Raw genomic sequence first — 23,675 nt, forward strand, 5'->3', positions numbered from 1 at the left:
TATGAAAGCATTGCTCGATTTATTTAAGCAAACGCAGGGCGAAGAACAGTTTGATGTCATCAAAATTGGTCTCGCATCTCCTGAGAAAATTCGCTCATGGTCTTTTGGCGAAGTACGCAAACCAGAAACCATCAACTATCGGACTTTTAAGCCCGAGCGTGATGGTTTGTTCTGCGCCAAAATTTTTGGACCAACCAAAGACTACGAGTGCTTATGCGGTAAGTACAAACGCTTAAAGTTCCGTGGCGTAATCTGCGAGAAGTGCGGTGTTGAAGTTACTCTCGCTAAGGTGCGTCGTGAGCGCATGGGTCACATTGAGTTGGCAGCCCCTGTAGCGCACATTTGGTTCTTGAAGTCCCTACCATCCCGTTTGGGCATGGTTCTCGATATGACATTGCGTGATATCGAGCGCGTTCTCTACTTTGAAGCATATGTAGTGGTTGATCCCGGCATGACTCCTGAAGGCGCAATGAAGCGCGGTCAGATCATGTCTGAAGATGAATACATTGCGAAGACCGAAGAGTATGGTGACGGTGCATTCACCGCCATCATGGGCGCAGAAGGCATTCGTGATCTCTTGCGTTCGATTGATATCGATCGTGAAGTAGAAACTATTCGTGCAGACTTAAAAGCAACTGGTAGCGATGCCAAGATCAAGAAATACGCTAAGCGCTTAAAAGTGCTCGAGGCGTTCCAGACTTCAGGTATCAAGCCTGACTGGATGATCATGGAAGTATTACCAGTATTGCCACCTGAATTGCGCCCATTGGTGCCATTGGATGGCGGTCGCTTTGCTACCTCCGATTTGAACGACCTCTATCGTCGTGTGATCAACCGTAATAACCGCTTGAAGCGTTTGTTAGAGTTGCGCGCACCAGAGATCATCGTTCGTAACGAAAAACGGATGTTGCAAGAAGCGGTTGACTCATTACTCGACAACGGTCGTCGTGGTAAGGCTATGACTGGCGCTAACAAGCGTCCTCTCAAGTCCTTGGCTGAGATGATCAAAGGTAAGAGCGGTCGTTTCCGTCAAAACTTGTTGGGTAAACGTGTTGACTACTCTGGTCGTTCAGTCATCGTGGTTGGTCCGACATTGAAATTGCATCAGTGTGGCTTACCAAAACTGATGGCTTTGGAATTGTTCAAGCCATTTATTTTCAATAAGCTTGAGACTTTGGGAATTGCAACCACTATTAAGGCTGCGAAGAAAGAAGTTGAAAGCCAGACTCCAATCGTTTGGGACATTCTCGAAGAAGTGATTCGTGAACACCCAATCATGCTAAACCGTGCGCCTACATTGCACCGTCTCGGTATCCAGGCTTTCGAGCCAATGCTGATTGAAGGTAAAGCAATCCAATTGCACCCATTAGTCTGCGCGGCATTTAACGCGGACTTTGACGGTGACCAAATGGCGGTTCACGTTCCTTTGTCGCTCGAAGCGCAAATGGAAGCACGTACCTTGATGTTGGCTTCGAACAACGTATTGTTCCCAGCTAACGGCGAGCCATCAATCGTTCCTTCACAGGACGTGGTGTTGGGTCTGTACTACGCTACACGCGACAAGATCAACGGTAAGGGCGAGGGCATGGTTTTCGCTAACATTACTGAAGTAGTGCGTGCATACGAAGCAGGTCAAGTTGAATTGGCTTCTCGTGTTGCTGTGCGTATTACTGAGTATGAGATCGTGGATAAGAAGGCAGAAGGTGATGCGCGTTTTGTCCAGAAGACCAAGATCTATCAAACATCAGTTGGCCGTGCAATCTTGTCTGAAATTTTGCCTAAGGGCATGTCTTTCGAGGAAATCAACAAGCCTTTGAAGAAAAAAGAAATCTCACGCTTGATCAACACTTCATTCCGTAAGTGCGGTTTGCGTGAAACAGTGATTTTTGCTGACCGTCTCTTGCAGTCTGGTTTCCGTTTGGCAACCAATGCTGGTATCTCTGTTGCGATTGACGATATGTTGATCCCAACTTCTAAAGAGCGCATTATCACCGAGGCTTCTGCCAAGGTTAAAGAGTATGACAAGCAGTTCATGTCAGGTCTTGTAACCAATCAAGAGCGTTATAACAACGTGGTTGATATTTGGGGTGCTGCTGGTGACCAAGTTGGTAAGGCGATGATGGATGAGTTGTCACACGTTGACGTACTCGACCGCAACGGTAAGACTGTTCGTCAAGAATCCTTTAACTCCATTTACATGATGGCGGATTCTGGTGCACGTGGATCTGCAGCGCAGATTCGTCAGTTGGCTGGTATGCGTGGTTTGATGGCTAAGCCAGATGGCTCCATCATTGAAACCCCAATTACTGCCAACTTCCGTGAAGGTTTGAACGTATTGCAGTACTTCATCTCAACCCACGGTGCTCGTAAGGGTCTGGCTGATACCGCCCTGAAGACAGCAAACTCTGGTTACTTGACACGTCGTTTGTGCGACGTTACTCAGGACCTCGTGGTGATTGAAGAAGATTGCGGCGCAACTTCTGGCGTAACAATGAAAGCGCTTGTTGAAGGCGGCGAAATTATCGAAGCATTGCGTGATCGTATTTTGGGTCGTGTATGCATCGGTGACATCGTTCATCCTGACACACAAGAAGTCATCGTTCCGAATGACACCTTGCTCGATGAAGATCATGTTGATCAAATCGTGGCATTGGGTATTGACGAAGTTAAAGTTCGCACAGTATTGTCTTGCTTAACTCGCTTCGGCTTGTGCGCTAAGTGCTACGGACGTGATCTAGGTCGCGGTGGTTTGGTAAACGTTGGCGAGGCAGTAGGCGTTATCGCTGCTCAGTCGATCGGTGAGCCAGGCACACAGTTGACTATGCGTACCTTCCACATCGGTGGTGCAGCGTCACGTGCTTTGGTTGCAAGCAATATTGAAGCCAAGTCTAACGGTGCCTTGAAGTTCTCCGGCACGATGCGTGTTGTGAAGAACGCGAAGGGTGAGCAGATCGTGATTTCACGTTCTGGCGAAGCCTTGATCGTTGACGAGAATGGTCGCGAGCGCGAGCGTCATAAAGTGCCTTACGGCGCAACTCTCTTGTTAAAAGAAGATGCAGCAGTCAAGGCCGGCGCAAGCTTGGCGACCTGGGATCCATTAACACGCCCGATTATTTCTGAGTACGCAGGTGTTGCCCGTTTCGACAACGTTGAAGAAGGTGTAACTGTTGCTAAGCAGGTTGACGAAGTTACCGGTCTTTCTACTTTGGTAGTTATTGACGGCAAGCGTCGTTCTGCAGCAAGCAAAGGCGTTCGCCCAATGATCAACTTGGTTGATGAAAAGGGTAATGAAGTCATGATCGCCGGTACTGATCATCCAGTAAACATTGGCCTCCAAGTGGGCGCCTTGATTACTGTTAAAGATGGCCAGAAAGTTGAAGTTGGTGAAGTATTGGCGCGTATTCCAATTGAATCACAGAAGACCCGCGACATTACCGGTGGTTTGCCACGCGTTGCAGAATTGTTCGAAGCACGTTCACCAAAAGATGCAGCAGTATTGGCGAAAGTTACTGGAACAGTTTCCTTCGGTAAAGAAACCAAAGGTAAACAGCGTTTGGTTATCACCGATATGGACGGCGAAGCTAATGAATTCTTGATTCCGAAAGAGAAGCAAGTTCTCGTTCATGACGGTCAAGTTGTGAACAAGGGCGAGATGATTGTGGAAGGCCCTGCAGATCCACATGACATCTTGACTCTTAAAGGTATCGAAGAGTTGGCTATCTACATCGTTGACGAAGTTCAGGACGTATATCGTCTCCAGGGTGTGAAGATTAATGACAAGCACATTGAAGTCATCGTGCGTCAGATGTTGCGTCGTGTTCAGGTAACTGATCCAGGCGATACATCATTCATCACTGGTGAACAAGTTGAGCGTTCTAAGTTGTATGACGCTAACGATGCTGTGATTGCCCAAGGTAAGCACCCAGCTCAGTTCGACAACGTATTGCTAGGTATTACTAAGGCATCCTTGTCGACCGACAGCTTTATTTCAGCGGCTTCTTTCCAAGAAACCACCCGTGTATTGACCGAAGCCGCAATTATGGGCAAGACCGATACACTCCGTGGCCTCAAGGAAAACGTCATTATTGGTCGCTTGATCCCTGCTGGTACCGGCTTGTCTTATCGCCGCGCACGTAAGGTCAGGGAGCAATTCGAGCGTGATCGCGCTCAAATGATTGCCGCCGAAGAGGAAGCAATGGCCAATATGCCTGTAGAAATTGAGGCTGAAGTCGTTACTCCTACTGGGGAGGCTGATCCAAGCTAATTTGGTAATTCTGGCCAGAAATGGCCAGTTTTTTCCTTCGAGGTTGACGGAAAAGGCTGGCCAAGCTAGAATGCTGAGTTCTACTGATTCAGAAGAGGGTCTTTTTGACCTAGAAATTCTCTAAGTCATTGATTTTCTTGAAGAAAGCAACAAAGAAGTACTAACCGAGCTATTTTATGCCAACAATTAATCAATTATTACGCAAGCCAAGAACAAGGCTTACCGTTAAAAGCAAGAGCCCTGCGTTGCAAAACAGCCCGCAGCGCCGTGGTGTGTGTACACGCGTGTACACAACCACTCCTAAAAAGCCTAACTCTGCGCTTCGTAAAGTAGCTAAAGTTCGCTTAACCAATGGTTTTGAAGTGATTTCATACATTGGTGGTGAAGGCCATAACCTCCAGGAGCACTCAGTCGTGTTGATCCGCGGTGGTCGTGTAAAGGACTTGCCAGGTGTGCGTTATCACATCGTTCGCGGTTCTTTGGACCTACAAGGCGTTAAAGATCGTAAGCAAGCCCGTTCTAAGTACGGTGCTAAGCGCGCTAAGAAAGCTGCTTAATTTTTAAGAGTTAAGCTGTAGTTTTTTTGTAGTAAGTCGTTGTTTGTCAGACTCAAAAGACAAGTAAGTGGTTGTTCCGTTTAGAAGTTTTTCTAAATAGTAGGGCAACTGGAGCGGGTGATTCATGTGAGCCACCCCTAACTGAACTGAAGGAGTAGTTATGCCACGTCGTCGTGAAGTTCCCAAACGGGAAATTTTGCCGGATCCAAAATTCGGTAATGTAGAAGTAGCTAAATTCATGAACGTCCTGATGTTGGACGGCAAGAAATCGGTTGCAGAGCGTATCGTTTACGGTGCCTTTGATCACATCGAGAAAAAAGCAAATAAAGAACCACTCGAAATTTTTTCAACAGCCATGGGCAACGTTAAGCCAATGGTTGAAGTTAAGAGCCGTCGTGTTGGTGGTGCCAACTATCAAGTTCCAGTTGAAGTTCGTCCATCACGTCGTTCCGCTTTGGCAATGCGCTGGTTGCGCGAAGCCGCTAAGAAGCGCGGCGAAAAATCGATGGCTCAACGTTTAGCCAACGAATTATTAGAAGCTGCTGAAGGTCGTGGCGGCGCAATGAAGAAGCGTGAAGAAGTTCACCGTATGGCAGAAGCTAATAAAGCTTTCTCACATTTCCGCTTCTAATCCAATAGTTAAGAAAAGGCACCAACAGTGGCACGTAAAACCCCCATCGATAAATACCGCAATATTGGTATTTCTGCGCATATTGACGCAGGCAAGACAACTACTACAGAACGCGTTTTGTTCTACACCGGTGTTAATCACAAAATCGGTGAAGTGCATGATGGCGCGGCTACCATGGACTGGATGGAGCAAGAGCAAGAGCGTGGTATCACGATTACTTCTGCTGCTACTACCACGTTCTGGAAGGGTATGGCAGGAACAATGCCTGAGCACCGTATCAACATTATTGATACCCCAGGACACGTAGACTTCACGATTGAAGTTGAGCGCTCAATGCGCGTTTTGGATGGCGCTTGCATGGTTTACTGTGCGGTAGGTGGAGTACAGCCACAGTCAGAAACAGTTTGGCGTCAAGCTAACAAGTATCAAGTTCCCCGTTTGGCTTTTGTGAATAAGATGGACCGCACTGGTGCGAATTTCTTCAAGGTCTATGACCAAATGAAGACTCGTCTCAAGGCAAACCCAATCTTGATCCAGATTCCAATTGGCGCAGAAGAAAACTTCAAAGGCGTTGTTGACTTGGTGAAGATGAAGGCCATCTACTGGGATGAGGCTTCACAAGGCACTAAGTTCACCTACGAAGACATTCCTGCTGAATTGCAAGCTTCTGCTGAAGAGTGGCGCGAGAAGATGCTCGAAGCTGCTGCAGAGAGTTCAGAAGAGTTAATGGAAAAGTATCTCGGCGGCGAGGGCTTGACCGAAGAAGAAATTAAAGGCGCATTGCGTCAACGTACTATTGCTAATGAAATCGTTCCAATGTTGTGCGGAACCGCTTTCAAAAACAAAGGCGTTCAGGCGATGTTGGATGCAGTAGTTGAGTTGCTGCCTTCCCCATTAGACGTGCCACCAGTTCCATGCGAATTGGAAGACGGTTCACCTGCTACTCGTGAAGCATCTGACAGTGCGAAGTTTTCTGCATTGGCATTCAAGATCATGACTGACCCATTTGTTGGTCAGCTCATCTTCTTCCGCGTTTACTCAGGCGTAATGAAGTCTGGCGACACCATCTATAACCCAATTAAGGGTAAGAAAGAGCGTGTTGGTCGTTTATTGCAGATGCATGCAAACCAACGTGAAGAAATTAAAGAAGTTTATGCAGGTGATATTGCTGCAGCTGTTGGTCTTAAAGATGCAACAACTGGCGAAACTTTGTGTGATCCAGACAGCATCGTGATTTTGGAGCGCATGGTATTCCCAGAGCCAGTGATTTCACAAGCTGTTGAGCCAAAGACAAAAGCTGACCAAGAAAAAATGGGTCTTGCTTTGAATCGCTTGGCACAAGAAGATCCTTCTTTCCGTGTGAAGACTGATGAAGAATCAGGCCAAACCATTATTTCTGGAATGGGTGAGCTCCACTTGGAAATTTTGGTTGACCGTATGAAGCGCGAGTTCAGCGTAGAAGCAACTGTTGGTAAGCCACAAGTTGCTTATCGTGAAACGATTCGTAAAGTTTGCGAAGAAATCGAAGGTAAGTTTGTTAAGCAGTCTGGTGGTCGTGGTCAGTATGGTCACGTGGTTCTCAAGCTTGAGCCACAAGCCCCAGGTAAAGGTTTTGAATTCGTTGACGCTATTAAGGGCGGTGTAGTTCCACGCGAATACATTCCTGCAGTAGAAAAAGGAATTATCGAAACATTGAATTCCGGTATTTTGGCTGGCTATCCAGTTGTAGATATCAAAGCAACATTGTTCTTCGGTTCATACCATGATGTTGACTCTAACGAGAACGCATTTAAGATGGCGGGCTCAATGGCGTTCAAAGACGGTATGCGTAAAGCATCACCAGTGTTGCTTGAACCAATGATGGCTGTTGAAGTAGAAACACCAGAAGATTTCATGGGTAACGTAATGGGTGACCTCTCATCACGTCGCGGTATTTTGCAAGGTATGGATGACATTCCAGGGGGCGGCAAGATCGTTCGCGCTGAAGTGCCATTGGCAGAGATGTTTGGTTATTCAACTGGCTTGCGCTCGTTGACCCAAGGTCGCGCTACCTACACCATGGAATTTAAGCATTATTCCGAAGCACCTAAGAACGTTGCTGAAGCAGTTATGGCTGCTAAAGCGAAGTAATTTATCCACATTAATTTTGAATATTGACTAGCTAAGAAGGCAGACAAAAATGGCAAAAGAAAAATTCGAGCGGACAAAACCGCACGTAAACGTAGGCACCATCGGTCACGTTGACCACGGTAAAACCACACTGACAGCAGCAATTGCAACCGTGCTCTCAAAAGCATTCGGTGGCGAAGCAAAAGCATACGATCAGATCGATGCTGCTCCAGAAGAAAAAGCCCGCGGTATTACGATTAATACAGCGCACGTTGAGTATGAGACAGCCAATCGTCACTATGCTCACGTGGATTGCCCAGGACATGCTGACTACGTTAAGAACATGATTACTGGTGCTGCTCAGATGGACGGCGCTATTTTGGTTTGCTCTGCAGCTGACGGCCCAATGCCACAAACTCGTGAGCACATCCTCTTGGCACGCCAAGTTGGCGTTCCTTACATCGTCGTTTTCTTGAACAAGTGCGACATGGTTGATGATGCTGAATTGCTCGAGTTAGTTGAAATGGAAGTGCGTGAACTTCTGTCTAAATATGACTTCCCAGGCGATGACACACCTATCATCCAAGGTTCTGCTAAGTTAGCTCTTGAAGGCGACGAAGGCCCATTGGGTAAAGAAGCCATCATGAAATTGGCTGAAGCTTTAGATACTTACATCCCAACTCCAGAGCGTGCCATTGATGGTGCGTTCTTGATGCCAGTAGAAGATGTGTTCTCCATCTCTGGTCGCGGTACTGTTGTAACAGGCCGTATCGAGCGCGGTATCGTTAAGGTTGGTGAAGAGATCGAAATTATCGGTATCAAACCAACATTGAAAACTACTTGTACTGGTGTTGAAATGTTCCGCAAATTGCTCGACCAAGGTCAAGCAGGCGATAACGTTGGTATCTTGTTACGCGGTACAAAACGTGAAGAAGTTGAGCGCGGCCAAGTATTGGCTAAGCCAGGCTCAATCACCCCACATACGCACTTTACAGCCGAGGTTTACATCTTGGGTAAAGATGAAGGTGGTCGTCATACTCCATTCTTTAACAACTATCGTCCCCAGTTTTACTTCCGTACAACGGACGTAACAGGTTCTATTGAGTTGCCAAAAGACAAAGAAATGGTAATGCCTGGTGATAACGTCACGATTACCGTAAAACTCATCGCGCCAATCGCGATGGAAGAAGGTTTACGTTTTGCGATCCGTGAAGGTGGCCGTACTGTTGGCGCCGGCGTGGTTGCAAAGATTTTGGCTTAAGGAAGTAGAAGTAAATAATATTTAGCGGTTTGCTAACCGGTGACATCAGTGCTGCTGATGTCACCGTGCTCTTTAGATGTATAACGTGGCAGCACCACACCGCTCTTTGGAATTAATATGCAAAACCAAAAAATTCGTATTCGCCTTAAAGCATTTGATTACCGTTTGATTGACCAGTCTGCAGCTGAAATCGTTGATACAGCTAAGCGTACTGGTGCGGTTGTTAAGGGTCCAGTACCTTTGCCAACCCGTATTGAGCGCTTTGATATCTTGCGTTCACCACACGTGAACAAGACATCTCGTGATCAATTAGAGATCCGTACCCATCTGCGTTTGATGGATATTGTTGATCCTACTGAGAAAACTGTAGATGCTTTGATGAAATTAGACCTCCCAGCAGGTGTGGACGTCGAAATTAAGCTGCAGTAATGTAGTTTTTCCAGTCTTTGCTATTGCCAAGACTGGACTTTCGGGATAGAATCTAAGGCTTCGCTCAATTATTTGGGTGGAATTTTAGGCTTTATCAGCATTAGAAACGTTGTAAGTTATTGATTTAGAAGTACTTTTACTTGTAAATCACTTAAATTAATTTTGCCGACCAATCGAAGTCGGCGTGGAGCATGAATATGAGCTTAGGCTTAATCGGCCGCAAGGTCGGCATGACCCGTCTATTTACGGACGAAGGGGACTCTATCCCTGTAACCGTAATTGACGTGAGTGACAACAGAGTCGCTCAAATCAAGACCCAGGCAACTGATGGCTATGATGCTATCCAGTTGGCACATGGCACACGTAGAGCTACTCGCGTTACCAAAGCAATGGCTGGTCACTTCGCTAAAGCAGGAGTGATGGCTGGTAACGGTCTCAACGAATTCCAATTAGATGCAGCAAAAATCGCAGAAATGACACCAGGACAAGTAATTCCTGCTGAAGCTGCATTTACTGCTGGTCAAAAAGTGGACGTGCAAGGTGTTTCTATCGGTAAAGGCTACGCAGGTACCATCAAGCGTTATCACTTCGCTTCTGGCCGCGCATCCCACGGTAACTCACGTTCGCATAACGTACCAGGCTCCATCGGTATGGCACAAGATCCAGGTCGTGTTTTCCCAGGTAAGCGTATGACTGGCCACCTTGGTGACGTTACACGTACCGTACAAAATTTAGTCATCGCACGCATTGATGCAGAACGTAATCTCATCATGGTTAAAGGCGCCATTCCAGGTGCCCCAGGCGGTAAAGTTATTGTTACTCCAGCGGTGAAGACACCGTTGAAGAAGAAATAAGGAGAGCGAATATGGAACTTAAGCTTCTCCAAGACAACGGTACTTTAGGTGCAGGCGTACAAGCCTCACCAGAAGTATTCGAACGCGAATATAACGAAGCATTGGTACACCAAGTTGTAGTGGCTTACCAAGCAAATGCACGTAGCGGTAACCGTGCACAAAAAGACCGTGAGCAAGTTAAGCACACAACCAAAAAACCTTGGCGTCAAAAAGGTACTGGTCGTGCACGTGCTGGTATGAGCTCTTCCCCGCTGTGGCGTGGAGGCGGTCGTATATTCCCAAATTCTCCTGAAGAGAATTTCAGCCAAAAAGTAAACAAGAAAATGTACCGCGCTGGTATGAGATCAATTTTGTCTCAATTAGCTCGCGAAGGTCGTTTGAATGTAGTTGATCAATTTAATCTTGATGCTCCAAAGACCAAAGTTTTAGCTGACAAAGTTAAAGCAATGGGCTTGGATTCAGTCTTGATCATCGTTGATCAGGTTAGCGAGAATTTGTACTTGGCATCACGTAACTTACATAAAGTTGCCGTGGTTGAGCCACAGCACGCTGATCCATTAGCTTTGGTTCAATACAAAAAGGTATTGGTAAGCAAAGCAGCGATCGCAAAAATTGAGGAGTTGCTGAAATGAGCCAAGTCCGTAAAAACGATCACAACCTAATGAAGGTTCTGCTTGGTCCTGTTATCTCTGAAAAAGCCACTATGGTTGCAGAGAAAAACGAACAAGTAGTTTTCCAAGTTGCTCGCGATGCAAACAAGAGCGATGTAAAACAAGCAGTTGAATTGCTCTTCAAAGTGCAAGTTGACTCAGTTCAAATCGTGAATCAAAAGGGTAAGCCTAAGCGCTATGGCCGTTTTGAAGGTCGTCGTGACCACACTAAGAAGGCCTATGTGAATTTGAAGCCAGGCCAAGAAATTAACTTTGAAGCGGAGGCGAATTAATCATGCCTTTGATGAAGACAAAACCGACCTCACCAGGTCGTCGCTCAATGGTCAAGGTGGTAAATCCTGACCTGCATAAAGGTAAGCCTTTTGCAGCGTTGGTAGAGCCACAATTCCAAAAAGCGGGTCGTAACAATAATGGTCACATCACTACCCGTCATAAAGGTGGTGGTCATAAGCATCACTATCGTGTTGTTGATTTCAAACGCAATGACAAAGATGGCATTCCAGCAAAAGTTGAACGCTTGGAATACGATCCAAACCGCAGTGCAAATATTGCATTGATCGTGTTTGCTGATGGTGAGCGTCGCTACATTCCTGCTGCTAAAGGCATGACTGTTGGCCAAGCAATCATGAATGGTTCAGAAGCGCCAATCAAATCTGGTAATAATTTGCCGATTCGCAATATTCCAGTTGGTAGCACTATTCACTGTGTTGAAATCCTCCCAGGTAAAGGCGCTCAAGTAGCGCGCTCTGCTGGTGGTTCAGCAGTATTGCTAGCTCGTGAAGGCGTATACGCTCAAGTGCGTTTGCGCTCTGGTGAAGTTCGCCGTGTTCTGATTGAGTGCCGCGCCACTATTGGTGAAGTTGGTAATGAAGAGCACAGCTTGCGTCAAATTGGTAAAGCAGGTGCAAATCGCTGGCGTGGTATTCGCCCAACCGTTCGCGGTGTGGCAATGAATCCAGTAGATCACCCACACGGTGGTGGTGAAGGTAGAACTGGTGAAGGCCGTGTACCTGTATCTCCATGGGGCACTCCAACCAAAGGTTATCGCACACGTCGCAATAAGCGCACAACTTCGATGATCGTTCAACGTCGTCAAAAACGTTAAGCGATAAGGATAAATAGATATGACACGTTCAGCTAAAAAAGGCCCATTCTGCGACGCCAGCTTAGTAAAAAAAGTTGAAGTTGCACAAGCCAACAAAGACAAAAAGCCGATCAAAACTTGGTCACGCCGTTCAACAATTCTTCCAGACTTTATTGGTCTGACAATTGCTGTACACAACGGTCGTCAACACGTTCCGGTTTATGTATCAGAAAACATGGTGGGTCATAAGTTAGGCGAATTTGCCTTGACCCGTACTTTCAAAGGTCACGCTGCTGACAAGAAAGTTGTGAAGAAGTAAGGGGATGATGATGGAAGTTAAAGCTATTCACCGCAGCGCCCGCATTTCAGCGCAAAAGACACGTTTGGTCGCTGACCAAATTCGTGGTTTGCCGATTGCTCGCGCATTAAACATTTTGAATTTCAGCCCCAAGAAAGCTGCCTTCATTGTGAAAAAAGTAGTTGAATCAGCGATTGCAAATGCTGAACACAATAAAGGTGCCGACATTGATGAGCTCAAGGTATCAGCGGTAATCGTTGATAAAGCAACATCCTTGAAGCGCTTCACTGCACGCGCTAAGGGTCGTGGCAATCAAATCGAAAAACAAACTTGTCACATTAGCGTGACCTTGAGTAACTAAGGAAAGATATGGGCCAAAAGATAAACCCCACCGGATTCCGACTCGCGGTAACGAAGAATTGGACATCACGTTGGTATGCAAACAATACTGACTTCGCAAAGATGCTGAAAGAGGACGTAGATGTCCGCAGCTATTTGAAGAAGAAGTTGAAGAATGCATCTGTTAGCAAAGTTGTGATCGAGCGTCCCGCTAAGAACGCACGCATCACTATCTATAGCTCACGTCCAGGCGTTGTCATCGGTAAAAAAGGCGAAGATATTGAAGTTCTCCGTCGCGAATTACAAAAGCGTATGGGTGTTCCAGTTCACGTGAACATTGAAGAAATTCGCAAGCCAGAAGTTGACGCGCAATTGATTGCTGACTCTATTACTCAGCAGCTTGAAAAACGTATCATGTTCCGTCGAGCAATGAAGCGTGCAATGCAAAGCGCAATGCGTCTTGGCGCACAAGGTATCAAGATCATGTCTTCTGGTCGTTTGAATGGTGCAGAAATTGCTCGTCGCGAATGGTATCGCGAAGGTCGTGTTCCACTTCATACATTGAAGGCTGATATTGATTACGCAACATCAGAAGCTGAAACAACATACGGCATCATCGGTGTAAAAGTTTGGGTATACAAAGGCGACACATTGGGTCGTGGTGCAGAAGCTCAAGTAGCCGCTCCATCTGCTGAACCAGCTGCCGAAGAAAAGAAAACTCGTCGTGCTCCAAGTAAAACAGCTGCTCGTAAACCAGCTGCTGGCACTGACAAGCCATTAGTTGCTGCTAAACCAGCAGTAAAGCGTGTGCGTAAGGTTGAAGCACCTGCCGCAGATACGCAGAAGTCAGGAGAGTAAGCATGCTACAACCAAAGCGTCGTAAGTATCGTAAGGAACAAAAAGGCCGTAACACTGGCGTGGCAACACGCGGTAGTTCTGTAGCCTTTGGTGACTTTGGATTGAAGGCCGTTGGCCGTGGCCGTCTGACTGCTCGTCAAATCGAGTCAGCACGTCGCGCAATGACCCGTCACATTAAACGTGGTGGTCGTATCTGGATTCGTATTTTCCCAGATAAGCCAATTTCACAAAAACCTGCTGAAGTACGTATGGGTAACGGTAAAGGTAACCCAGAGTACTACGTAGCTGAAATTCAACCAGGCAAAGTGCTTTACGAGATGGATGGTGTGGATGAGACTTTGGCGCGCGAAGCTTTCAAGCTTGCTGCCGCTAAGTTGCCTTTGCAGACCACATTCGTGATTCGCCACTTAGGTTGATCGGGATAGAGATTATGAAAAATAAAGAATTAGCAGCTAAAGATCTGACTGGCTTGAATGCAGAATTGACAGAGCTCTTAAAGACTAACTTTAAGCTCCGTATGCAAAAAGGCACTCAGCAACTCACTAATACCAGCCAATTGGGTAAAACTAAGCGCGACATCGCTCGTGTGAAGACTTTTATTTCCCAAAAGACTGCACAGAAATAAGGAAAAAGGGATATGACAGAATTATCTAAACCCTTGCGCCGCACCCTTGTGGGCCGCGTTGTTAGCGACAAAATGCAAAAAACTGTGACGGTGTTGGTTGAGCGTCAAGTGAAGCATCCGGTGATTGGTAAGTACGTTGGCCAATCCAAAAAGTACCACGCTCATGACGAAGCTGGCACATACAAGATGGGTGATACCGTTGAAATTGCTGAATCTAAGCCAATTTCACGTACTAAATCTTGGGTTGTGACCCGTTTGGTAGAGGCTTCAAAGGGTATTTAAGGTATTTTTAAGGGATTTTGGCGAAGATTCTTCCCAAATCCCTGTTTTACGTAGTAGAATAGAAGGCTTCTCTGGTTTTATTGGAGAAGCAGTGTTTTTCATTAATTCCGGGTTTTAGCTCTCGTTAAAGCCCATAGACGGAACCAAGACTGTTTGCCTTTGGCCAATAAGTTGGGGATTAGAAATGATACAAACCGAAAGTAGATTGCAGGTCGCCGATAACACAGGCGCCAGTGAAGTTTTGTGCATCAAGGTATTGGGCGGCTCTAAGCGTCGTTACGCCAGTATCGGTGATGTCATCAAAGTGACTGTAAAGTCCGCTGCTCCACGTGGCCGTGTAAAAAAAGGTGATATTTATAACGCTGTTGTTGTTAGAACAGCTAAGGGTGTTCGCCGTCCAGATGGTTCATTGATTAAGTTCGATGCAAACGCTGCGGTATTGCTCAACGCTAAGTTAGAGCCAATTGGCACACGTATCTTCGGACCAGTTACACGCGAATTGCGTACTGAGAAGTTCATGAAGATCGTTTCTCTCGCCCCCGAAGTTATTTAAGAGGCTGATATGAAAAAGATTCGTAAAGGTGATTCCGTAGTTCTCTTGACTGGTCGCGATAAGGGCAAGCAAGGAACTGTTACAGCCGTTCTCGATGAGAAGTTAGTCATCGAAGGCGTGAATATTTATAAAAAGAGCGTTAAGCCAAACCCAGCTGCTGGTGTAACCGGCGGCATGATTGACAAGACGATGCCTGTTCACATTTCTAATGTGGCTTTGGTTGACGGTAACGGCAAACCATCACGTGTTGGTATCAAACTCGTTGACGGTAAAAAACAGCGTTTCCTCAAAACCACTGGCGCAACATTAAGCGCATAAGGGGCACGGAGAAATTATGAGCACACGTTTTCAAGAGCACTATCAAGCTAAAGTTGTTGCTGATTTGATCGCCAAGTTTGGTTACAAGTCAGTAATGGAAGTTCCACGTATTACCAAAGTAACCCTGAACATGGGCTTGGGTGATGCAGTGAACGACAAGAAAATTATCGAAAATGCAGTTGGTGATTTAACTAAAGTTGCAGGCCAAAAGCCAGTTGTAACTAAGGCTAAAAAAGCGATTGCTGGTTTCAAAATTCGTCAAGGCTACCCAATCGGCGCTATGGTGACATTGCGCGGTCAGCGCATGTACGAATTCTTGGATCGTTTCGTTACTGTTGCATTGCCACGCGTTCGTGACTTCCGTGGAATCTCCGGTAAAGCATTTGACGGCCGTGGTAACTACAACATCGGCGTTAAAGAACAGATCATTTTCCCTGAAATTGAATACGACAAGATTGATGCCCTCCGTGGTCTCAATATCAGTATTACGACGACTGCTAAAACCGACGAAGAAGCAAAAGCTTTGTTGGCAGCATTCAAATTCCCTTTCCGCAATTAAGAGGCTAACGTGGCAAAACTATCCCTGATTGAGCGCGAGAATAAGCGCGCAAAAACTGTAGAGAAGTACGCTGCCAAGCGTGCTGAACTCAAAGCGATCATCGCTGATCAATCCCGCAGCGATGAAGAGCGCTATGAAGCTCGCTTGAAGCTACAGGCACTTCCACGTAACGCAAGCCCGATTCGTCAAAGAAATCGTTGTTCATTAACCGGTCGCCCACGCGGCACATTCCGTAAGTTCGGTTTGGCTCGTAGCAAGATTCGTGAAATCGCCTTCCGTGGCGAAATCCCCGGTTTAACCAAGGCCAGCTGGTAAGCGGCGAAAGAATTAGGAGAACTCATGAGTATCAGCGATCCAATCGCCGACATGTTGACCCGGATCCGCAATGCGCAAGCAGTGCAGAAACCACTAGTCACAATGCCGTCGTCAAAAGTTAAAGTAGCTATTGCAAAAGTTTTGCAAGATGAAGGCTATATCGAAAGTTTTGAAATCAAAGGTGAAGCAGCTAAGCCAGTGCTCCACATTGATCTCAAATACTATGCAGGCCGTCCTGTTATCGAGCGTATCGACCGTGTATCCACACCAAGTCTGCGTATCTATAAAGGCCGTCATGACATTCCAGAAGTAATGAATGGCTTGGGCATAGCAATTATTTCAACCCCTCAAGGCGTAATGACAGACCGTAAAGCACGTGCAACAGGCGTGGGCGGCGAAGTTATTTGCTACGTAGCTTAAGGAGCGAAATATGTCCCGCGTAGGTAAATCACCCATTACAGTTCCTAAAGGCGCTGAAATCAGCATCAACGGTGCAAACATTACTGTTAAAGGCCCATTGGGTACTTTGACACATAATTTGCATCCTTCTGTTGGTTTGAAACAAGCAGACGGCGTATTGACAGTAGTTTTAAATAACGACACACCAGAAGCTGGTGCTCAGTCAGGTACAGCCCGTGCTTTGGTAAATAACATGGTTGTTGGCGTTACTTCTGGGTTTGAGCGGAAGCTCAGCTTGGTAGGCGTTGGTTATCGTGCTCAAGCCCAAGGCGAAACACTGAAATTGCAGTTGGGTTTCTCACACGACATTATTTACAACCTGCCAAAGGGCGTAAAAGCTGAGACCCCATCTCAAACCGAAATCATTATTAAAGGTTCCAACAAGCAGCAAGTTGGCCAGGTCGCAGCTGAAGTTCGCGCATACCGTTCACCAGAGCCATACAAAGGCAAGGGTGTTCGCTACGTGGATGAGGTTGTGCATCTGAAAGAAACTAAGAAGAAGTAAGCGAGATTAGAAAATGAATAAAGACGAATCCAGACAAAGACGTGCTCGGCAGACTCGTATTCGCATTGCCGAAGCATTGGCAAATCGCTTAACAGTTATCCGTAGCAATTCACATATTTCTGCTCAGGTTTATAGCCCATGCGGAACCAAGGTTGTAGCAGCCGCTTCAACAATGGAAAAAGATTTGCGCCAGGCGATCAAAAACGGCGGCAACGCTGAAGCTGCAAAACAAATCGGCAAGTTAGTTGCTGAGCGTGCTGTTAAGGCAGGCATTGTTGATGTTGCTTTTGATCGTTCCGGTCATCGTTACCACGGCCGTATTAAGGCCTTAGCTGAAGCTGCGCGTGAAGCCGGCCTGAAGTTCTAATAGGGTTTAGGAAAAAACATGGCAAAAATGCAAACTAAGATGCAAAACGAAGAGCGTGATGATGGTCTTCGCGAGAAGATGATCGCTGTTAATCGTGTAACTAAAGTAGTTAAGGGTGGTCGTATTCTCGGCTTCGCTGCACTCACTGTAGTTGGCGATGGTGATGGCCGCATCGGCATGGGTAAAGGCAAATCAAAAGAAGTTCCAGTTGCTGTTCAAAAAGCAATGGATGAGGCTCGTCGCAAGATGATCAAGGTTTCCTTACGTAAAGGTACTTTGCAGCACACTGTTACTGGTCAGCATGGCGCATCACGCGTTTTGATCTCTCCAGCTAAAGACGGTACCGGAATTATTGCTGGCGGCCCAATGCGCGCGATTTTCGACGTAATGGGTGTAACTAACGTTGTTGCTAAGTCACTTGGTTCTACAAACCCATACAACTTGGTTCGTGCAACGATTGATGGTTTGAGCAAGATGAGTACACCTGCTGAGATTGCTGCTAAACGCGGTAAGTCAGTTGAAGAGATTCTCGGCTAAGACCAAAAGATTAGGAATCTATAAATGACAACATCTAACACTAAAGTCAAGCTGCAATTAGTACGCAGCTTGATCGGCACACGCGAAAGCCATCGTGCAACTGTACGTGGCTTAGGCCTTGGTCGTATCAATTCAGTTTCTGAGTTGGAAGACACTCCAGCTGTTCGCGGCATGATTAATAAAGTTTCTTATCTAGTTAAAGTTGTTAGCTAACTAGCAAGTAAATAGGCGAAGAATATGCAACTCAATACACTCAAGCCCGCAGAGGGCTCCAAGAAAAACCGTCGTCGCGTAGGTCGCGGCATTGGTTCTGGTCTTGGTAAAACTGCTGGCCGTGGTCACAAAGGTCAAAAATCTCGTTCCGGCGGTTTCCACAAGGTTGGATTCGAAGGTGGTCAGATGCCTATGTACCGTCGTCTACCAAAACGCGGTTTCGTATCTTTGACACGTCGTCACGTTGGCCAAATTACTTTGAACGACTTAGCAAAAATCAACTTGCCAGAAGTAGACCTATTGGTATTGAAAGCCCACGGCTTTGCAGGTGAGCAAATCAATGCGGTTAAGGTTGTTAAAACAGGTGAACTCAAGATTGCTGTAACCCTCAAGGGCATTACAGCCACTGCCGGTGCTAAAGCAGCTATTGAAGCGGCTGGCGGCAAATTGCTTGAAGCAGCTTAATAGATCGTTTAGTAAATATGGCATTAGCACCTACCACTAACGCAGGTACTGCAACAGCAGGAGGCAAGTTTGGCGAATTACGTCAGCGCTTGATCTTCTTGGTGTTGGCTTTGCTCGTGTTCCGTTTGGGTGCCCACATTCCAGTTCCTGGCATTGATCCAGACCAATTGGCGCAGTTATTTGCAGGTCAAAAAGACGGTATTTTGGGAATGTTTAACTTATTCTCAGGCGGCGCTTTATCCCGCTTTACTGTATTTGCTTTGGGAATCATGCCTTATATTTCTGCATCGATCATCATGCAGTTAATGACCATTGTTGTGCCCTCTTTAGAGGCTTTGAAAAAAGAAGGCCAAGCAGGCCAACGCAAGATTACTCAGTACACCCGCTACGGAACTGTTCTCTTGGCTACTTTCCAAGCATTGGGAATTTCTGTTGCCTTGCAAGCTCAACCAGGTTTAGTAATTAACCCAGGTTTGATGTTTGAATTGAACACTGTAGTTACTTTAGTTACTGGCACGATGTTCTTGATGTGGCTTGGTGAGCAAATCACTGAGCGTGGTTTAGGCAATGGTATTTCCATCATTATTTTCGGCGGCATCGTATCCGGACTTCCTTCTGCAATCGGAAGCTTGCTTGAGTTAGTGCGCACTGGTTCAATGAATATTATTTCTGCACTGTTGATCGTTGTGATTTGCGTTGCAGTGACTTATTTTGTGGTGTTTGTAGAGCGTGGTCAGCGCCGTATCTTAGTGAACTACGCTAAGCGCCAAGTTGGTAATAAGATTTATGGTGGGCAGTCTTCTTACTTTCCATTGAAGTTAAATATGGCAGGCGTTATTCCTCCAATTTTTGCTTCTTCTATTATTTTGTTCCCTGCAACGATTGCTGGCTGGTTTACTTCAGGCGAGCCGACCAATATGTTCAGCAGAATTATTAAGGACTTGGCTGCGACTTTAGCCCCAGGTCAGCCTGTGTACACCATTTTGTACGCAGCAGCGATTATTTTCTTCTGCTTCTTCTATACCGCTTTGGTGTTTAACAGCCGCGATACTGCTGAGAATTTAAAGAAGAGCGGTGCATTTATTCCAGGCATTCGTCCAGGCGATCAAACAGCTCGTTATATCGACAAGATCTTGGTACGTTTGACATTGGCTGGTGCGATTTATATGGTTTTGGTTTGCTTGTTGCCAGAATTTTTAGTCTTGAAGTACAACGTGCCGTTCTATTTCGGCGGTACTTCATTGTTGATTATTGTTGTTGTTGCAATGGATTTCATGGCTCAAGTTCAGTCATTCGTGATGCAGCAGCAGTACGGCTCTTTGATGAAAAAAGCCAACTTTAAGATGGGCGCCTAACTGAATGTCTAAAGACGATGTAATTCAGATGGCGGGTGAGGTTGTAGAGAATTTGCCTAACGCGATGTTTCGCGTGAAGCTTGAAAACGGACATGTGGTTCTAGGGCACATTTCCGGAAAGATGCGGATGCATTACATCCGTATTTTGCCGGGAGATAAGGTGACGGTGGAGATGACTCCTTACGACCTGACGCGCGCCAGAATCATATTCCGAGCGAAGTAAAGATTAAGTAGTACCTATTTTTAAGAGGTGAGTTATGAAAGTTTTAGCATCCGTTAAGTGTATTTGCAGAAATTGCAAGATCATTAAGCGCAAACGTGTTGTGCGCGTGATCTGTTCTTCAGACGCACGTCATAAGCAGCGTCAAGGCTGATCTGGTTAATTAAGAGGAAATCTCATGGCACGTATCGCTGGGGTAAACATCCCAAATCATCAACATACTGTTATCGGTTTAACAGCAATTTTTGGCATTGGCACAACTCGTGCACGCAAAATTTGCCAGACCACAGGTGTTGCAATCGACAAAAAAGTGAAAGATCTTACTGACGCTGACTTGGAAAAGTTACGTGATGAAGTAGGTAAGTTCATCACCGAAGGTGACCTTCGTCGTGAAGTAACTATGAGCATCAAACGTTTGATGGACTTAGGTTGCTATCGAGGCGTACGTCATCGTAAGGGCTTGCCTGTACGTGGACAGCGTACCAAGACAAATGCGCGTACCCGTAAGGGCCCACGTAAGTCCGGCATCGCACTGAAGAAATAATCAAGAAAGTTTATTGACATGGCAAAACAACAATCCGCTTCCGCCGCTTCACAGCGCGCTCGTAAGAAGGTTAAAAAGAACGTTGCTGACGGCATCGCACACGTTCATGCTTCTTTTAACAACACCATTATTACGATCACTGATCGTCAAGGAAATGCGCTTTCATGGGCAACTTCTGGCGGCCAGGGCTTCAAGGGCTCACGTAAATCAACACCTTTTGCTGCTCAGGTAGCTGCAGAAGTTGCTGGTAAAGCAGCCGTTGAATGCGGTATCAAGAACTTGGAAGTTCAGATCAAGGGTCCAGGCCCAGGTCGTGAATCAGCAGTTCGTGCATTGAACTCACTGGGCATCAAGATCACTGAGATTCAAGACGTTACTCCAGTTCCACACAATGGTTGCCGTCCTCCTAAGCGTCGTCGTATCTAAGCTGGGAAGTTGGCAGTACAAGTTTTAGTAGTTTTTTATTAAAAGCCCACTGTTCATCTGAATTAAAGGGTGAACTCACCGCCGGTCGCAAGACTGCGGCAAAGAAAGGAAAGCATCGTGGCACGTTACTTAGGGCCTAAGGCCAAATTAGCACGTCGGGAAGGTACCGACTTATTTTTAAAGAGCGCACGTCGCGCCCTGTCAGACAAGTGCAAGTTAGATACTAAGCCTGGTCAACATGGTCGTACATCTGGCTCAAGAACATCTGATTACGGTAATCAATTGCGTGAAAAGCAAAAGGTTAAACGTATCTATGGCGTATTAGAGCGTCAATTCCGTCGTTACTTCGCAGAAGCTGAGCGTCGTAAGGGCAATACTGGTGAAACATTGCTCCAGTTGCTTGAGTCACGTCTCGACAACGTGGTTTATCGCATGGGCTTTGGTTCCACACGCGCAGAAGCACGTCAGCTGGTTTCTCACGGCGCCATCACATTAAATGGTAGCGCAGTGAACATCCCGTCTATTCAGGTTAAGCCTGGTGATGTAGTTGCGATTCGTGAAAAAGCGAAGAAGCAAGCGCGTATTACAGAATCACTCAATTTGGTTCAGCAAATGACTGCTATCAGCTGGGTTTCAGTTGACGCAGCTAAGCTGGAAGGAACATTCAAGCAAGTGCCTGACCGTGAAGAAATTAGCGGTGAAATTAATGAAAGTTTGATCGTCGAATTGTATTCACGCTAATTAGGCACTCTCAAGGAAAAAATATGCAAACAAATTTGCTCAAGCCAAAAATTATTTCTGTTGAAGCGCTTACCGCCAACCAAGCTAAGGTTGTTATGGAGCCGTTCGAGCGTGGCTATGGCCACACACTCGGAAATGCATTACGTCGCGTACTCTTGTCCTCGATGGTTGGTTATGCACCAACTGAAGTAGCTATTGCAGGTGTAGTTCATGAATATTCCACTTTAGATGGTGTTCAAGAGGACGTAGTAAACCTCTTGTTGAACCTCAAAGGTATCGTATTTAAATTGCAGTCCCGTGACGAAGTCACTATCAATTTGCGTAAAGAAGGCCCAGGCGTTGTTACTGCAAAAGATATCGACTTACCACACGATGTAGAAATCATTAATCCTGATCACGTGATCGCTCATTTGTCTGCTGGTGGCAAGTTAGATATGCAGATCAAGGTTGAAAAAGGCCGTGGCTATGTTCCAGGTAACGTACGTCAATACAACGACGAAACAACCAAGATCATTGGCCGCATCGTATTGGACGCTTCATTTAGTCCAGTAAGCCGTGTTAGCTATGCAGTTGAGTCTGCTCGTGTTGAGCAACGTACCGATCTCGATCGTCTCGTAATGACTATCGAAACAAACGGTGTGTTGTCTCCTGAGGAAGCAATTCGTCAGGCAGCTAGCATCTTGGTTGATCAGTTAGTTGTATTCGCAGCTCTTGAGAGCAGTGAAGTTTCTGGTGATCTCGCACCAAGTCGCTCTTCAATGGTTGATCCAATGTTGATGCGTCCAGTAGATGATCTCGAACTCACAGTGCGCTCTGCAAACTGCTTGAAGGCTGAGAACATTTACTACATCGGTGACTTGATTCAACGTACAGAGAATGAATTGTTGAAGACGCCTAATTTGGGTCGTAAGTCTTTGAATGAAATTAAAGACGTATTGGCTGCTCGTGGCTTAAGTCTTGGCATGAAACTCGAAAGCTGGCCTCCAGCTAACCTCGAGAAATAATTAGAAAGGAAGCATCATGCGTCACGGAAACGGCTTACGCAAACTCAATAGAACATCTTCACATCGCTTGGCGATGCTGCGCAATATGTCCAATTCTCTTTTGGAGCACGAAGTCATTAAAACGACTTTGCCAAAAGCAAAAGAATTGCGCATGGTTGTTGAGCCTTTGATTACCTTGGGTAAAAAAGACAACTTAGCAAACCGTCGCTTGGCATTCAATCGCACTCGTGATCGTGATATCGTGGCTAAACTCTTCACAGAGCTCGGTCCACGTTACGCAACACGTCCAGGTGGCTACCTTCGTATTTTGAAGTTTGGCTTCCGTCATGGCGACAATGCACCTATGGCGTTGGTAGAGTTGGTTGATCGCCCAGAAGTTGAAGAAACAGCAGTTGTAGCTGAAGAGGCTTAAGCTTCCTAGCTATTTAAAAAGCCAGGCTTCGGTCTGGCTTTTTTCATTTACGGGTTATAAATACAGCATGCCTCATAACTCTACTGAAAATGCCAATGACCTCTTGGTGGTCGTGACTAGCCTCCCAAATCTGGAGGCTGCTACAGCCTTGGCTAGAGCCTTGGTAGAGACCAATCTTGCGGCTTGTGTCCAGATGAGCGAAGGACTGTATTCAGTCTATCGCTGGGAGGGAAAAGTTTGCGAAGAGCAAGAGGTGCTCCTATCTGCCAAAACTATCGCACTTCGATGGGACGAGATTTGTACATTCATTAAAGAAAGCCACCCTTATGATCTTCCAGAAATTTTGGCTTTTTCACCAAAAGAATATGAGCAGCAATATGGTGAGTGGGTGCAAGCTGAGGTAAATTCAAAGCCATGAGA

The 23,675-nt window shown here is 46.2% G+C and carries 35 protein-coding genes; all 35 read left to right on the forward strand.

Features of this window, described 5'->3' with window-relative positions:
• The first annotated feature begins 1 nt into the window (after nucleotide 1).
• The 35 genes from rpoC to cutA all read left to right on the forward strand — a co-directional run bounded on the left by rpoC (nucleotide 2) and on the right by cutA (nucleotide 23,673).
• The gene (rpoC, locus tag B6A14_RS02115; protein WP_087908796.1) at nucleotides 2–4,264 is read left to right on the forward strand and encodes a DNA-directed RNA polymerase subunit beta'; all 4,263 of its coding nucleotides are present in this window, start codon (nucleotides 2–4) and stop codon (nucleotides 4,262–4,264) included.
• A 176-nt stretch (nucleotides 4,265–4,440) separates the two neighbouring features.
• On the forward strand, nucleotides 4,441–4,821 hold the full coding sequence (gene rpsL, locus B6A14_RS02120) for a 30S ribosomal protein S12 (protein ID WP_068947691.1): 381 nt from the start codon (nucleotides 4,441–4,443) through the stop codon (nucleotides 4,819–4,821).
• A 160-nt stretch (nucleotides 4,822–4,981) separates the two neighbouring features.
• Entirely contained in the window at nucleotides 4,982–5,452 is a 471-nt protein-coding gene (gene rpsG / locus B6A14_RS02125; RefSeq protein ID WP_068320103.1) for a 30S ribosomal protein S7, read from the forward strand.
• Nucleotides 5,453–5,479: 27 nt separating this feature from the next.
• Complete coding sequence (gene fusA, locus B6A14_RS02130) at nucleotides 5,480–7,582, forward strand: elongation factor G (protein ID WP_087908797.1); 2,103 nt, start codon at nucleotides 5,480–5,482, stop codon at nucleotides 7,580–7,582.
• Between the two features lie 49 nt (nucleotides 7,583–7,631).
• On the forward strand, nucleotides 7,632–8,822 hold the full coding sequence (gene tuf, locus B6A14_RS02135; RefSeq protein ID WP_087908789.1) for an elongation factor Tu: 1,191 nt from the start codon (nucleotides 7,632–7,634) through the stop codon (nucleotides 8,820–8,822).
• A gap of 117 nt (nucleotides 8,823–8,939) precedes the next feature.
• Complete coding sequence (gene rpsJ / locus B6A14_RS02140) at nucleotides 8,940–9,251, forward strand: 30S ribosomal protein S10 (protein WP_011901899.1); 312 nt, start codon at nucleotides 8,940–8,942, stop codon at nucleotides 9,249–9,251.
• A 197-nt stretch (nucleotides 9,252–9,448) separates the two neighbouring features.
• Nucleotides 9,449–10,105, forward strand: a complete 657-nt coding sequence (rplC, locus tag B6A14_RS02145) for a 50S ribosomal protein L3 (RefSeq protein WP_087908909.1) — start codon at nucleotides 9,449–9,451, stop codon at nucleotides 10,103–10,105.
• A gap of 11 nt (nucleotides 10,106–10,116) precedes the next feature.
• A complete protein-coding gene (gene rplD, locus B6A14_RS02150; protein WP_087908798.1) occupies nucleotides 10,117–10,737 on the forward strand; it encodes a 50S ribosomal protein L4 in 621 nt (206 codons plus the stop codon).
• The gene (gene rplW / locus B6A14_RS02155; protein ID WP_068947693.1) at nucleotides 10,734–11,048 is read left to right on the forward strand and encodes a 50S ribosomal protein L23; all 315 of its coding nucleotides are present in this window, start codon (nucleotides 10,734–10,736) and stop codon (nucleotides 11,046–11,048) included. Before rplD ends, rplW begins: the two co-directional genes overlap by 4 nt.
• A 2-nt stretch (nucleotides 11,049–11,050) precedes the next feature.
• Nucleotides 11,051–11,881 carry a 50S ribosomal protein L2 gene (gene rplB, locus B6A14_RS02160; RefSeq protein WP_087908799.1) on the forward strand — a complete coding sequence of 277 codons (831 nt, stop codon included), beginning with the start codon at nucleotides 11,051–11,053 and terminating at the stop codon, nucleotides 11,879–11,881.
• 19 nt (nucleotides 11,882–11,900) lie between these two features.
• The gene (rpsS, locus tag B6A14_RS02165; protein WP_087908800.1) at nucleotides 11,901–12,179 is read left to right on the forward strand and encodes a 30S ribosomal protein S19; all 279 of its coding nucleotides are present in this window, start codon (nucleotides 11,901–11,903) and stop codon (nucleotides 12,177–12,179) included.
• A gap of 7 nt (nucleotides 12,180–12,186) precedes the next feature.
• Entirely contained in the window at nucleotides 12,187–12,519 is a 333-nt protein-coding gene (rplV, locus tag B6A14_RS02170; RefSeq protein ID WP_201721455.1) for a 50S ribosomal protein L22, read from the forward strand.
• Between the two features lie 8 nt (nucleotides 12,520–12,527).
• A complete protein-coding gene (gene rpsC / locus B6A14_RS02175) occupies nucleotides 12,528–13,355 on the forward strand; it encodes a 30S ribosomal protein S3 (protein WP_087908802.1) in 828 nt (275 codons plus the stop codon).
• A gap of 2 nt (nucleotides 13,356–13,357) precedes the next feature.
• Nucleotides 13,358–13,771 carry a 50S ribosomal protein L16 gene (rplP, locus tag B6A14_RS02180; RefSeq protein WP_071464443.1) on the forward strand — a complete coding sequence of 138 codons (414 nt, stop codon included), beginning with the start codon at nucleotides 13,358–13,360 and terminating at the stop codon, nucleotides 13,769–13,771.
• Between the two features lie 14 nt (nucleotides 13,772–13,785).
• Entirely contained in the window at nucleotides 13,786–13,980 is a 195-nt protein-coding gene (rpmC, locus tag B6A14_RS02185) for a 50S ribosomal protein L29 (RefSeq protein WP_087908803.1), read from the forward strand.
• 12 nt (nucleotides 13,981–13,992) lie between these two features.
• Nucleotides 13,993–14,262 (forward strand): 30S ribosomal protein S17, encoded by a 270-nt coding sequence (gene rpsQ / locus B6A14_RS02190; RefSeq protein ID WP_011901909.1) that lies wholly within the window; start codon nucleotides 13,993–13,995, stop codon nucleotides 14,260–14,262.
• 184 nt (nucleotides 14,263–14,446) lie between these two features.
• Entirely contained in the window at nucleotides 14,447–14,815 is a 369-nt protein-coding gene (gene rplN / locus B6A14_RS02195; RefSeq protein WP_087908804.1) for a 50S ribosomal protein L14, read from the forward strand.
• 9 nt (nucleotides 14,816–14,824) lie between these two features.
• Complete coding sequence (gene rplX / locus B6A14_RS02200; RefSeq protein ID WP_068947698.1) at nucleotides 14,825–15,133, forward strand: 50S ribosomal protein L24; 309 nt, start codon at nucleotides 14,825–14,827, stop codon at nucleotides 15,131–15,133.
• Nucleotides 15,134–15,149: 16 nt separating this feature from the next.
• Nucleotides 15,150–15,692 (forward strand): 50S ribosomal protein L5, encoded by a 543-nt coding sequence (gene rplE, locus B6A14_RS02205; RefSeq protein WP_015420243.1) that lies wholly within the window; start codon nucleotides 15,150–15,152, stop codon nucleotides 15,690–15,692.
• A gap of 9 nt (nucleotides 15,693–15,701) precedes the next feature.
• Nucleotides 15,702–16,007: a 30S ribosomal protein S14 gene (gene rpsN, locus B6A14_RS02210; RefSeq protein WP_071464445.1), complete on the forward strand. Its 306-nt coding sequence runs from the start codon at nucleotides 15,702–15,704 to the stop codon at nucleotides 16,005–16,007.
• A gap of 24 nt (nucleotides 16,008–16,031) precedes the next feature.
• Complete coding sequence (rpsH, locus tag B6A14_RS02215) at nucleotides 16,032–16,427, forward strand: 30S ribosomal protein S8 (protein WP_068947700.1); 396 nt, start codon at nucleotides 16,032–16,034, stop codon at nucleotides 16,425–16,427.
• Between the two features lie 10 nt (nucleotides 16,428–16,437).
• Nucleotides 16,438–16,971, forward strand: coding sequence for a 50S ribosomal protein L6 (gene rplF, locus B6A14_RS02220; protein WP_087908805.1), 534 nt, complete (start codon nucleotides 16,438–16,440; stop codon nucleotides 16,969–16,971).
• 13 nt (nucleotides 16,972–16,984) lie between these two features.
• Complete coding sequence (gene rplR, locus B6A14_RS02225) at nucleotides 16,985–17,338, forward strand: 50S ribosomal protein L18 (protein WP_087908806.1); 354 nt, start codon at nucleotides 16,985–16,987, stop codon at nucleotides 17,336–17,338.
• Between the two features lie 18 nt (nucleotides 17,339–17,356).
• Complete coding sequence (gene rpsE, locus B6A14_RS02230; RefSeq protein WP_068947703.1) at nucleotides 17,357–17,875, forward strand: 30S ribosomal protein S5; 519 nt, start codon at nucleotides 17,357–17,359, stop codon at nucleotides 17,873–17,875.
• A gap of 24 nt (nucleotides 17,876–17,899) precedes the next feature.
• The gene (gene rpmD / locus B6A14_RS02235; protein ID WP_087908807.1) at nucleotides 17,900–18,088 is read left to right on the forward strand and encodes a 50S ribosomal protein L30; all 189 of its coding nucleotides are present in this window, start codon (nucleotides 17,900–17,902) and stop codon (nucleotides 18,086–18,088) included.
• A gap of 24 nt (nucleotides 18,089–18,112) precedes the next feature.
• Entirely contained in the window at nucleotides 18,113–18,553 is a 441-nt protein-coding gene (rplO, locus tag B6A14_RS02240; protein WP_087908808.1) for a 50S ribosomal protein L15, read from the forward strand.
• Between the two features lie 17 nt (nucleotides 18,554–18,570).
• Complete coding sequence (secY, locus tag B6A14_RS02245; protein WP_087908809.1) at nucleotides 18,571–19,908, forward strand: preprotein translocase subunit SecY; 1,338 nt, start codon at nucleotides 18,571–18,573, stop codon at nucleotides 19,906–19,908.
• A 4-nt stretch (nucleotides 19,909–19,912) separates the two neighbouring features.
• On the forward strand, nucleotides 19,913–20,131 hold the full coding sequence (infA, locus tag B6A14_RS02250) for a translation initiation factor IF-1 (RefSeq protein ID WP_068320132.1): 219 nt from the start codon (nucleotides 19,913–19,915) through the stop codon (nucleotides 20,129–20,131).
• Between the two features lie 34 nt (nucleotides 20,132–20,165).
• Entirely contained in the window at nucleotides 20,166–20,282 is a 117-nt protein-coding gene (rpmJ, locus tag B6A14_RS02255) for a 50S ribosomal protein L36 (protein ID WP_012357167.1), read from the forward strand.
• 24 nt (nucleotides 20,283–20,306) lie between these two features.
• A complete protein-coding gene (gene rpsM / locus B6A14_RS02260; protein ID WP_068947707.1) occupies nucleotides 20,307–20,672 on the forward strand; it encodes a 30S ribosomal protein S13 in 366 nt (121 codons plus the stop codon).
• An 18-nt stretch (nucleotides 20,673–20,690) separates the two neighbouring features.
• On the forward strand, nucleotides 20,691–21,098 hold the full coding sequence (gene rpsK, locus B6A14_RS02265) for a 30S ribosomal protein S11 (RefSeq protein WP_011901923.1): 408 nt from the start codon (nucleotides 20,691–20,693) through the stop codon (nucleotides 21,096–21,098).
• A 117-nt stretch (nucleotides 21,099–21,215) separates the two neighbouring features.
• Entirely contained in the window at nucleotides 21,216–21,839 is a 624-nt protein-coding gene (rpsD, locus tag B6A14_RS02270; RefSeq protein ID WP_087908810.1) for a 30S ribosomal protein S4, read from the forward strand.
• Nucleotides 21,840–21,862: 23 nt separating this feature from the next.
• Nucleotides 21,863–22,843: a DNA-directed RNA polymerase subunit alpha gene (locus B6A14_RS02275; protein WP_071464451.1), complete on the forward strand. Its 981-nt coding sequence runs from the start codon at nucleotides 21,863–21,865 to the stop codon at nucleotides 22,841–22,843.
• 16 nt (nucleotides 22,844–22,859) lie between these two features.
• Nucleotides 22,860–23,255 carry a 50S ribosomal protein L17 gene (rplQ, locus tag B6A14_RS02280; RefSeq protein ID WP_087908811.1) on the forward strand — a complete coding sequence of 132 codons (396 nt, stop codon included), beginning with the start codon at nucleotides 22,860–22,862 and terminating at the stop codon, nucleotides 23,253–23,255.
• A 67-nt stretch (nucleotides 23,256–23,322) separates the two neighbouring features.
• Entirely contained in the window at nucleotides 23,323–23,673 is a 351-nt protein-coding gene (cutA, locus tag B6A14_RS02285; RefSeq protein WP_087908812.1) for a divalent-cation tolerance protein CutA, read from the forward strand.
• Nucleotides 23,674–23,675: the final 2 nt, after the last annotated feature.

The organism is Polynucleobacter hirudinilacicola (genome assembly GCF_002192535.1).
GTDB lineage: Bacteria > Pseudomonadota > Gammaproteobacteria > Burkholderiales > Burkholderiaceae > Polynucleobacter > Polynucleobacter hirudinilacicola.

Bases quoted from the DNA above. Each gene is read 5' to 3' on its own strand.
- cutA (WP_087908812.1), top strand. From the start codon at position 23,323: ATGCCTCATAACTCTACTGAAAATGCCAATGACCTCTTGGTGGTCGTG.
- B6A14_RS02275 (WP_071464451.1), top strand. From the start codon at position 21,863: ATGCAAACAAATTTGCTCAAGCCAAAAATTATTTCTGTTGAAGCGCTT.
- rplW (WP_068947693.1), top strand. From the start codon at position 10,734: ATGAGCCAAGTCCGTAAAAACGATCACAACCTAATGAAGGTTCTGCTT.
- infA (WP_068320132.1), top strand. From the start codon at position 19,913: ATGTCTAAAGACGATGTAATTCAGATGGCGGGTGAGGTTGTAGAGAAT.
- rplX (WP_068947698.1), top strand. From the start codon at position 14,825: ATGAAAAAGATTCGTAAAGGTGATTCCGTAGTTCTCTTGACTGGTCGC.
- tuf (WP_087908789.1), top strand. From the start codon at position 7,632: ATGGCAAAAGAAAAATTCGAGCGGACAAAACCGCACGTAAACGTAGGC.
- rpsQ (WP_011901909.1), top strand. From the start codon at position 13,993: ATGACAGAATTATCTAAACCCTTGCGCCGCACCCTTGTGGGCCGCGTT.
- rpsS (WP_087908800.1), top strand. From the start codon at position 11,901: ATGACACGTTCAGCTAAAAAAGGCCCATTCTGCGACGCCAGCTTAGTA.
- rpsC (WP_087908802.1), top strand. From the start codon at position 12,528: ATGGGCCAAAAGATAAACCCCACCGGATTCCGACTCGCGGTAACGAAG.
- rpmD (WP_087908807.1), top strand. From the start codon at position 17,900: ATGACAACATCTAACACTAAAGTCAAGCTGCAATTAGTACGCAGCTTG.
- rplV (WP_201721455.1), top strand. From the start codon at position 12,187: ATGATGGAAGTTAAAGCTATTCACCGCAGCGCCCGCATTTCAGCGCAA.
- rpsE (WP_068947703.1), top strand. From the start codon at position 17,357: ATGGCAAAAATGCAAACTAAGATGCAAAACGAAGAGCGTGATGATGGT.
- rplD (WP_087908798.1), top strand. From the start codon at position 10,117: ATGGAACTTAAGCTTCTCCAAGACAACGGTACTTTAGGTGCAGGCGTA.
- rplO (WP_087908808.1), top strand. From the start codon at position 18,113: ATGCAACTCAATACACTCAAGCCCGCAGAGGGCTCCAAGAAAAACCGT.
- rplQ (WP_087908811.1), top strand. From the start codon at position 22,860: ATGCGTCACGGAAACGGCTTACGCAAACTCAATAGAACATCTTCACAT.
- rpsL (WP_068947691.1), top strand. From the start codon at position 4,441: ATGCCAACAATTAATCAATTATTACGCAAGCCAAGAACAAGGCTTACC.
- rpsK (WP_011901923.1), top strand. From the start codon at position 20,691: ATGGCAAAACAACAATCCGCTTCCGCCGCTTCACAGCGCGCTCGTAAG.
- rpmC (WP_087908803.1), top strand. From the start codon at position 13,786: ATGAAAAATAAAGAATTAGCAGCTAAAGATCTGACTGGCTTGAATGCA.
- rpsM (WP_068947707.1), top strand. From the start codon at position 20,307: ATGGCACGTATCGCTGGGGTAAACATCCCAAATCATCAACATACTGTT.
- rplN (WP_087908804.1), top strand. From the start codon at position 14,447: ATGATACAAACCGAAAGTAGATTGCAGGTCGCCGATAACACAGGCGCC.
- rpoC (WP_087908796.1), top strand. From the start codon at position 2: ATGAAAGCATTGCTCGATTTATTTAAGCAAACGCAGGGCGAAGAACAG.
- rplP (WP_071464443.1), top strand. From the start codon at position 13,358: ATGCTACAACCAAAGCGTCGTAAGTATCGTAAGGAACAAAAAGGCCGT.
- rplR (WP_087908806.1), top strand. From the start codon at position 16,985: ATGAATAAAGACGAATCCAGACAAAGACGTGCTCGGCAGACTCGTATT.
- secY (WP_087908809.1), top strand. From the start codon at position 18,571: ATGGCATTAGCACCTACCACTAACGCAGGTACTGCAACAGCAGGAGGC.
- rplC (WP_087908909.1), top strand. From the start codon at position 9,449: ATGAGCTTAGGCTTAATCGGCCGCAAGGTCGGCATGACCCGTCTATTT.
- rpsH (WP_068947700.1), top strand. From the start codon at position 16,032: ATGAGTATCAGCGATCCAATCGCCGACATGTTGACCCGGATCCGCAAT.
- rpsG (WP_068320103.1), top strand. From the start codon at position 4,982: ATGCCACGTCGTCGTGAAGTTCCCAAACGGGAAATTTTGCCGGATCCA.
- rplB (WP_087908799.1), top strand. From the start codon at position 11,051: ATGCCTTTGATGAAGACAAAACCGACCTCACCAGGTCGTCGCTCAATG.
- rpsJ (WP_011901899.1), top strand. From the start codon at position 8,940: ATGCAAAACCAAAAAATTCGTATTCGCCTTAAAGCATTTGATTACCGT.
- rpmJ (WP_012357167.1), top strand. From the start codon at position 20,166: ATGAAAGTTTTAGCATCCGTTAAGTGTATTTGCAGAAATTGCAAGATC.
- rplE (WP_015420243.1), top strand. From the start codon at position 15,150: ATGAGCACACGTTTTCAAGAGCACTATCAAGCTAAAGTTGTTGCTGAT.
- rplF (WP_087908805.1), top strand. From the start codon at position 16,438: ATGTCCCGCGTAGGTAAATCACCCATTACAGTTCCTAAAGGCGCTGAA.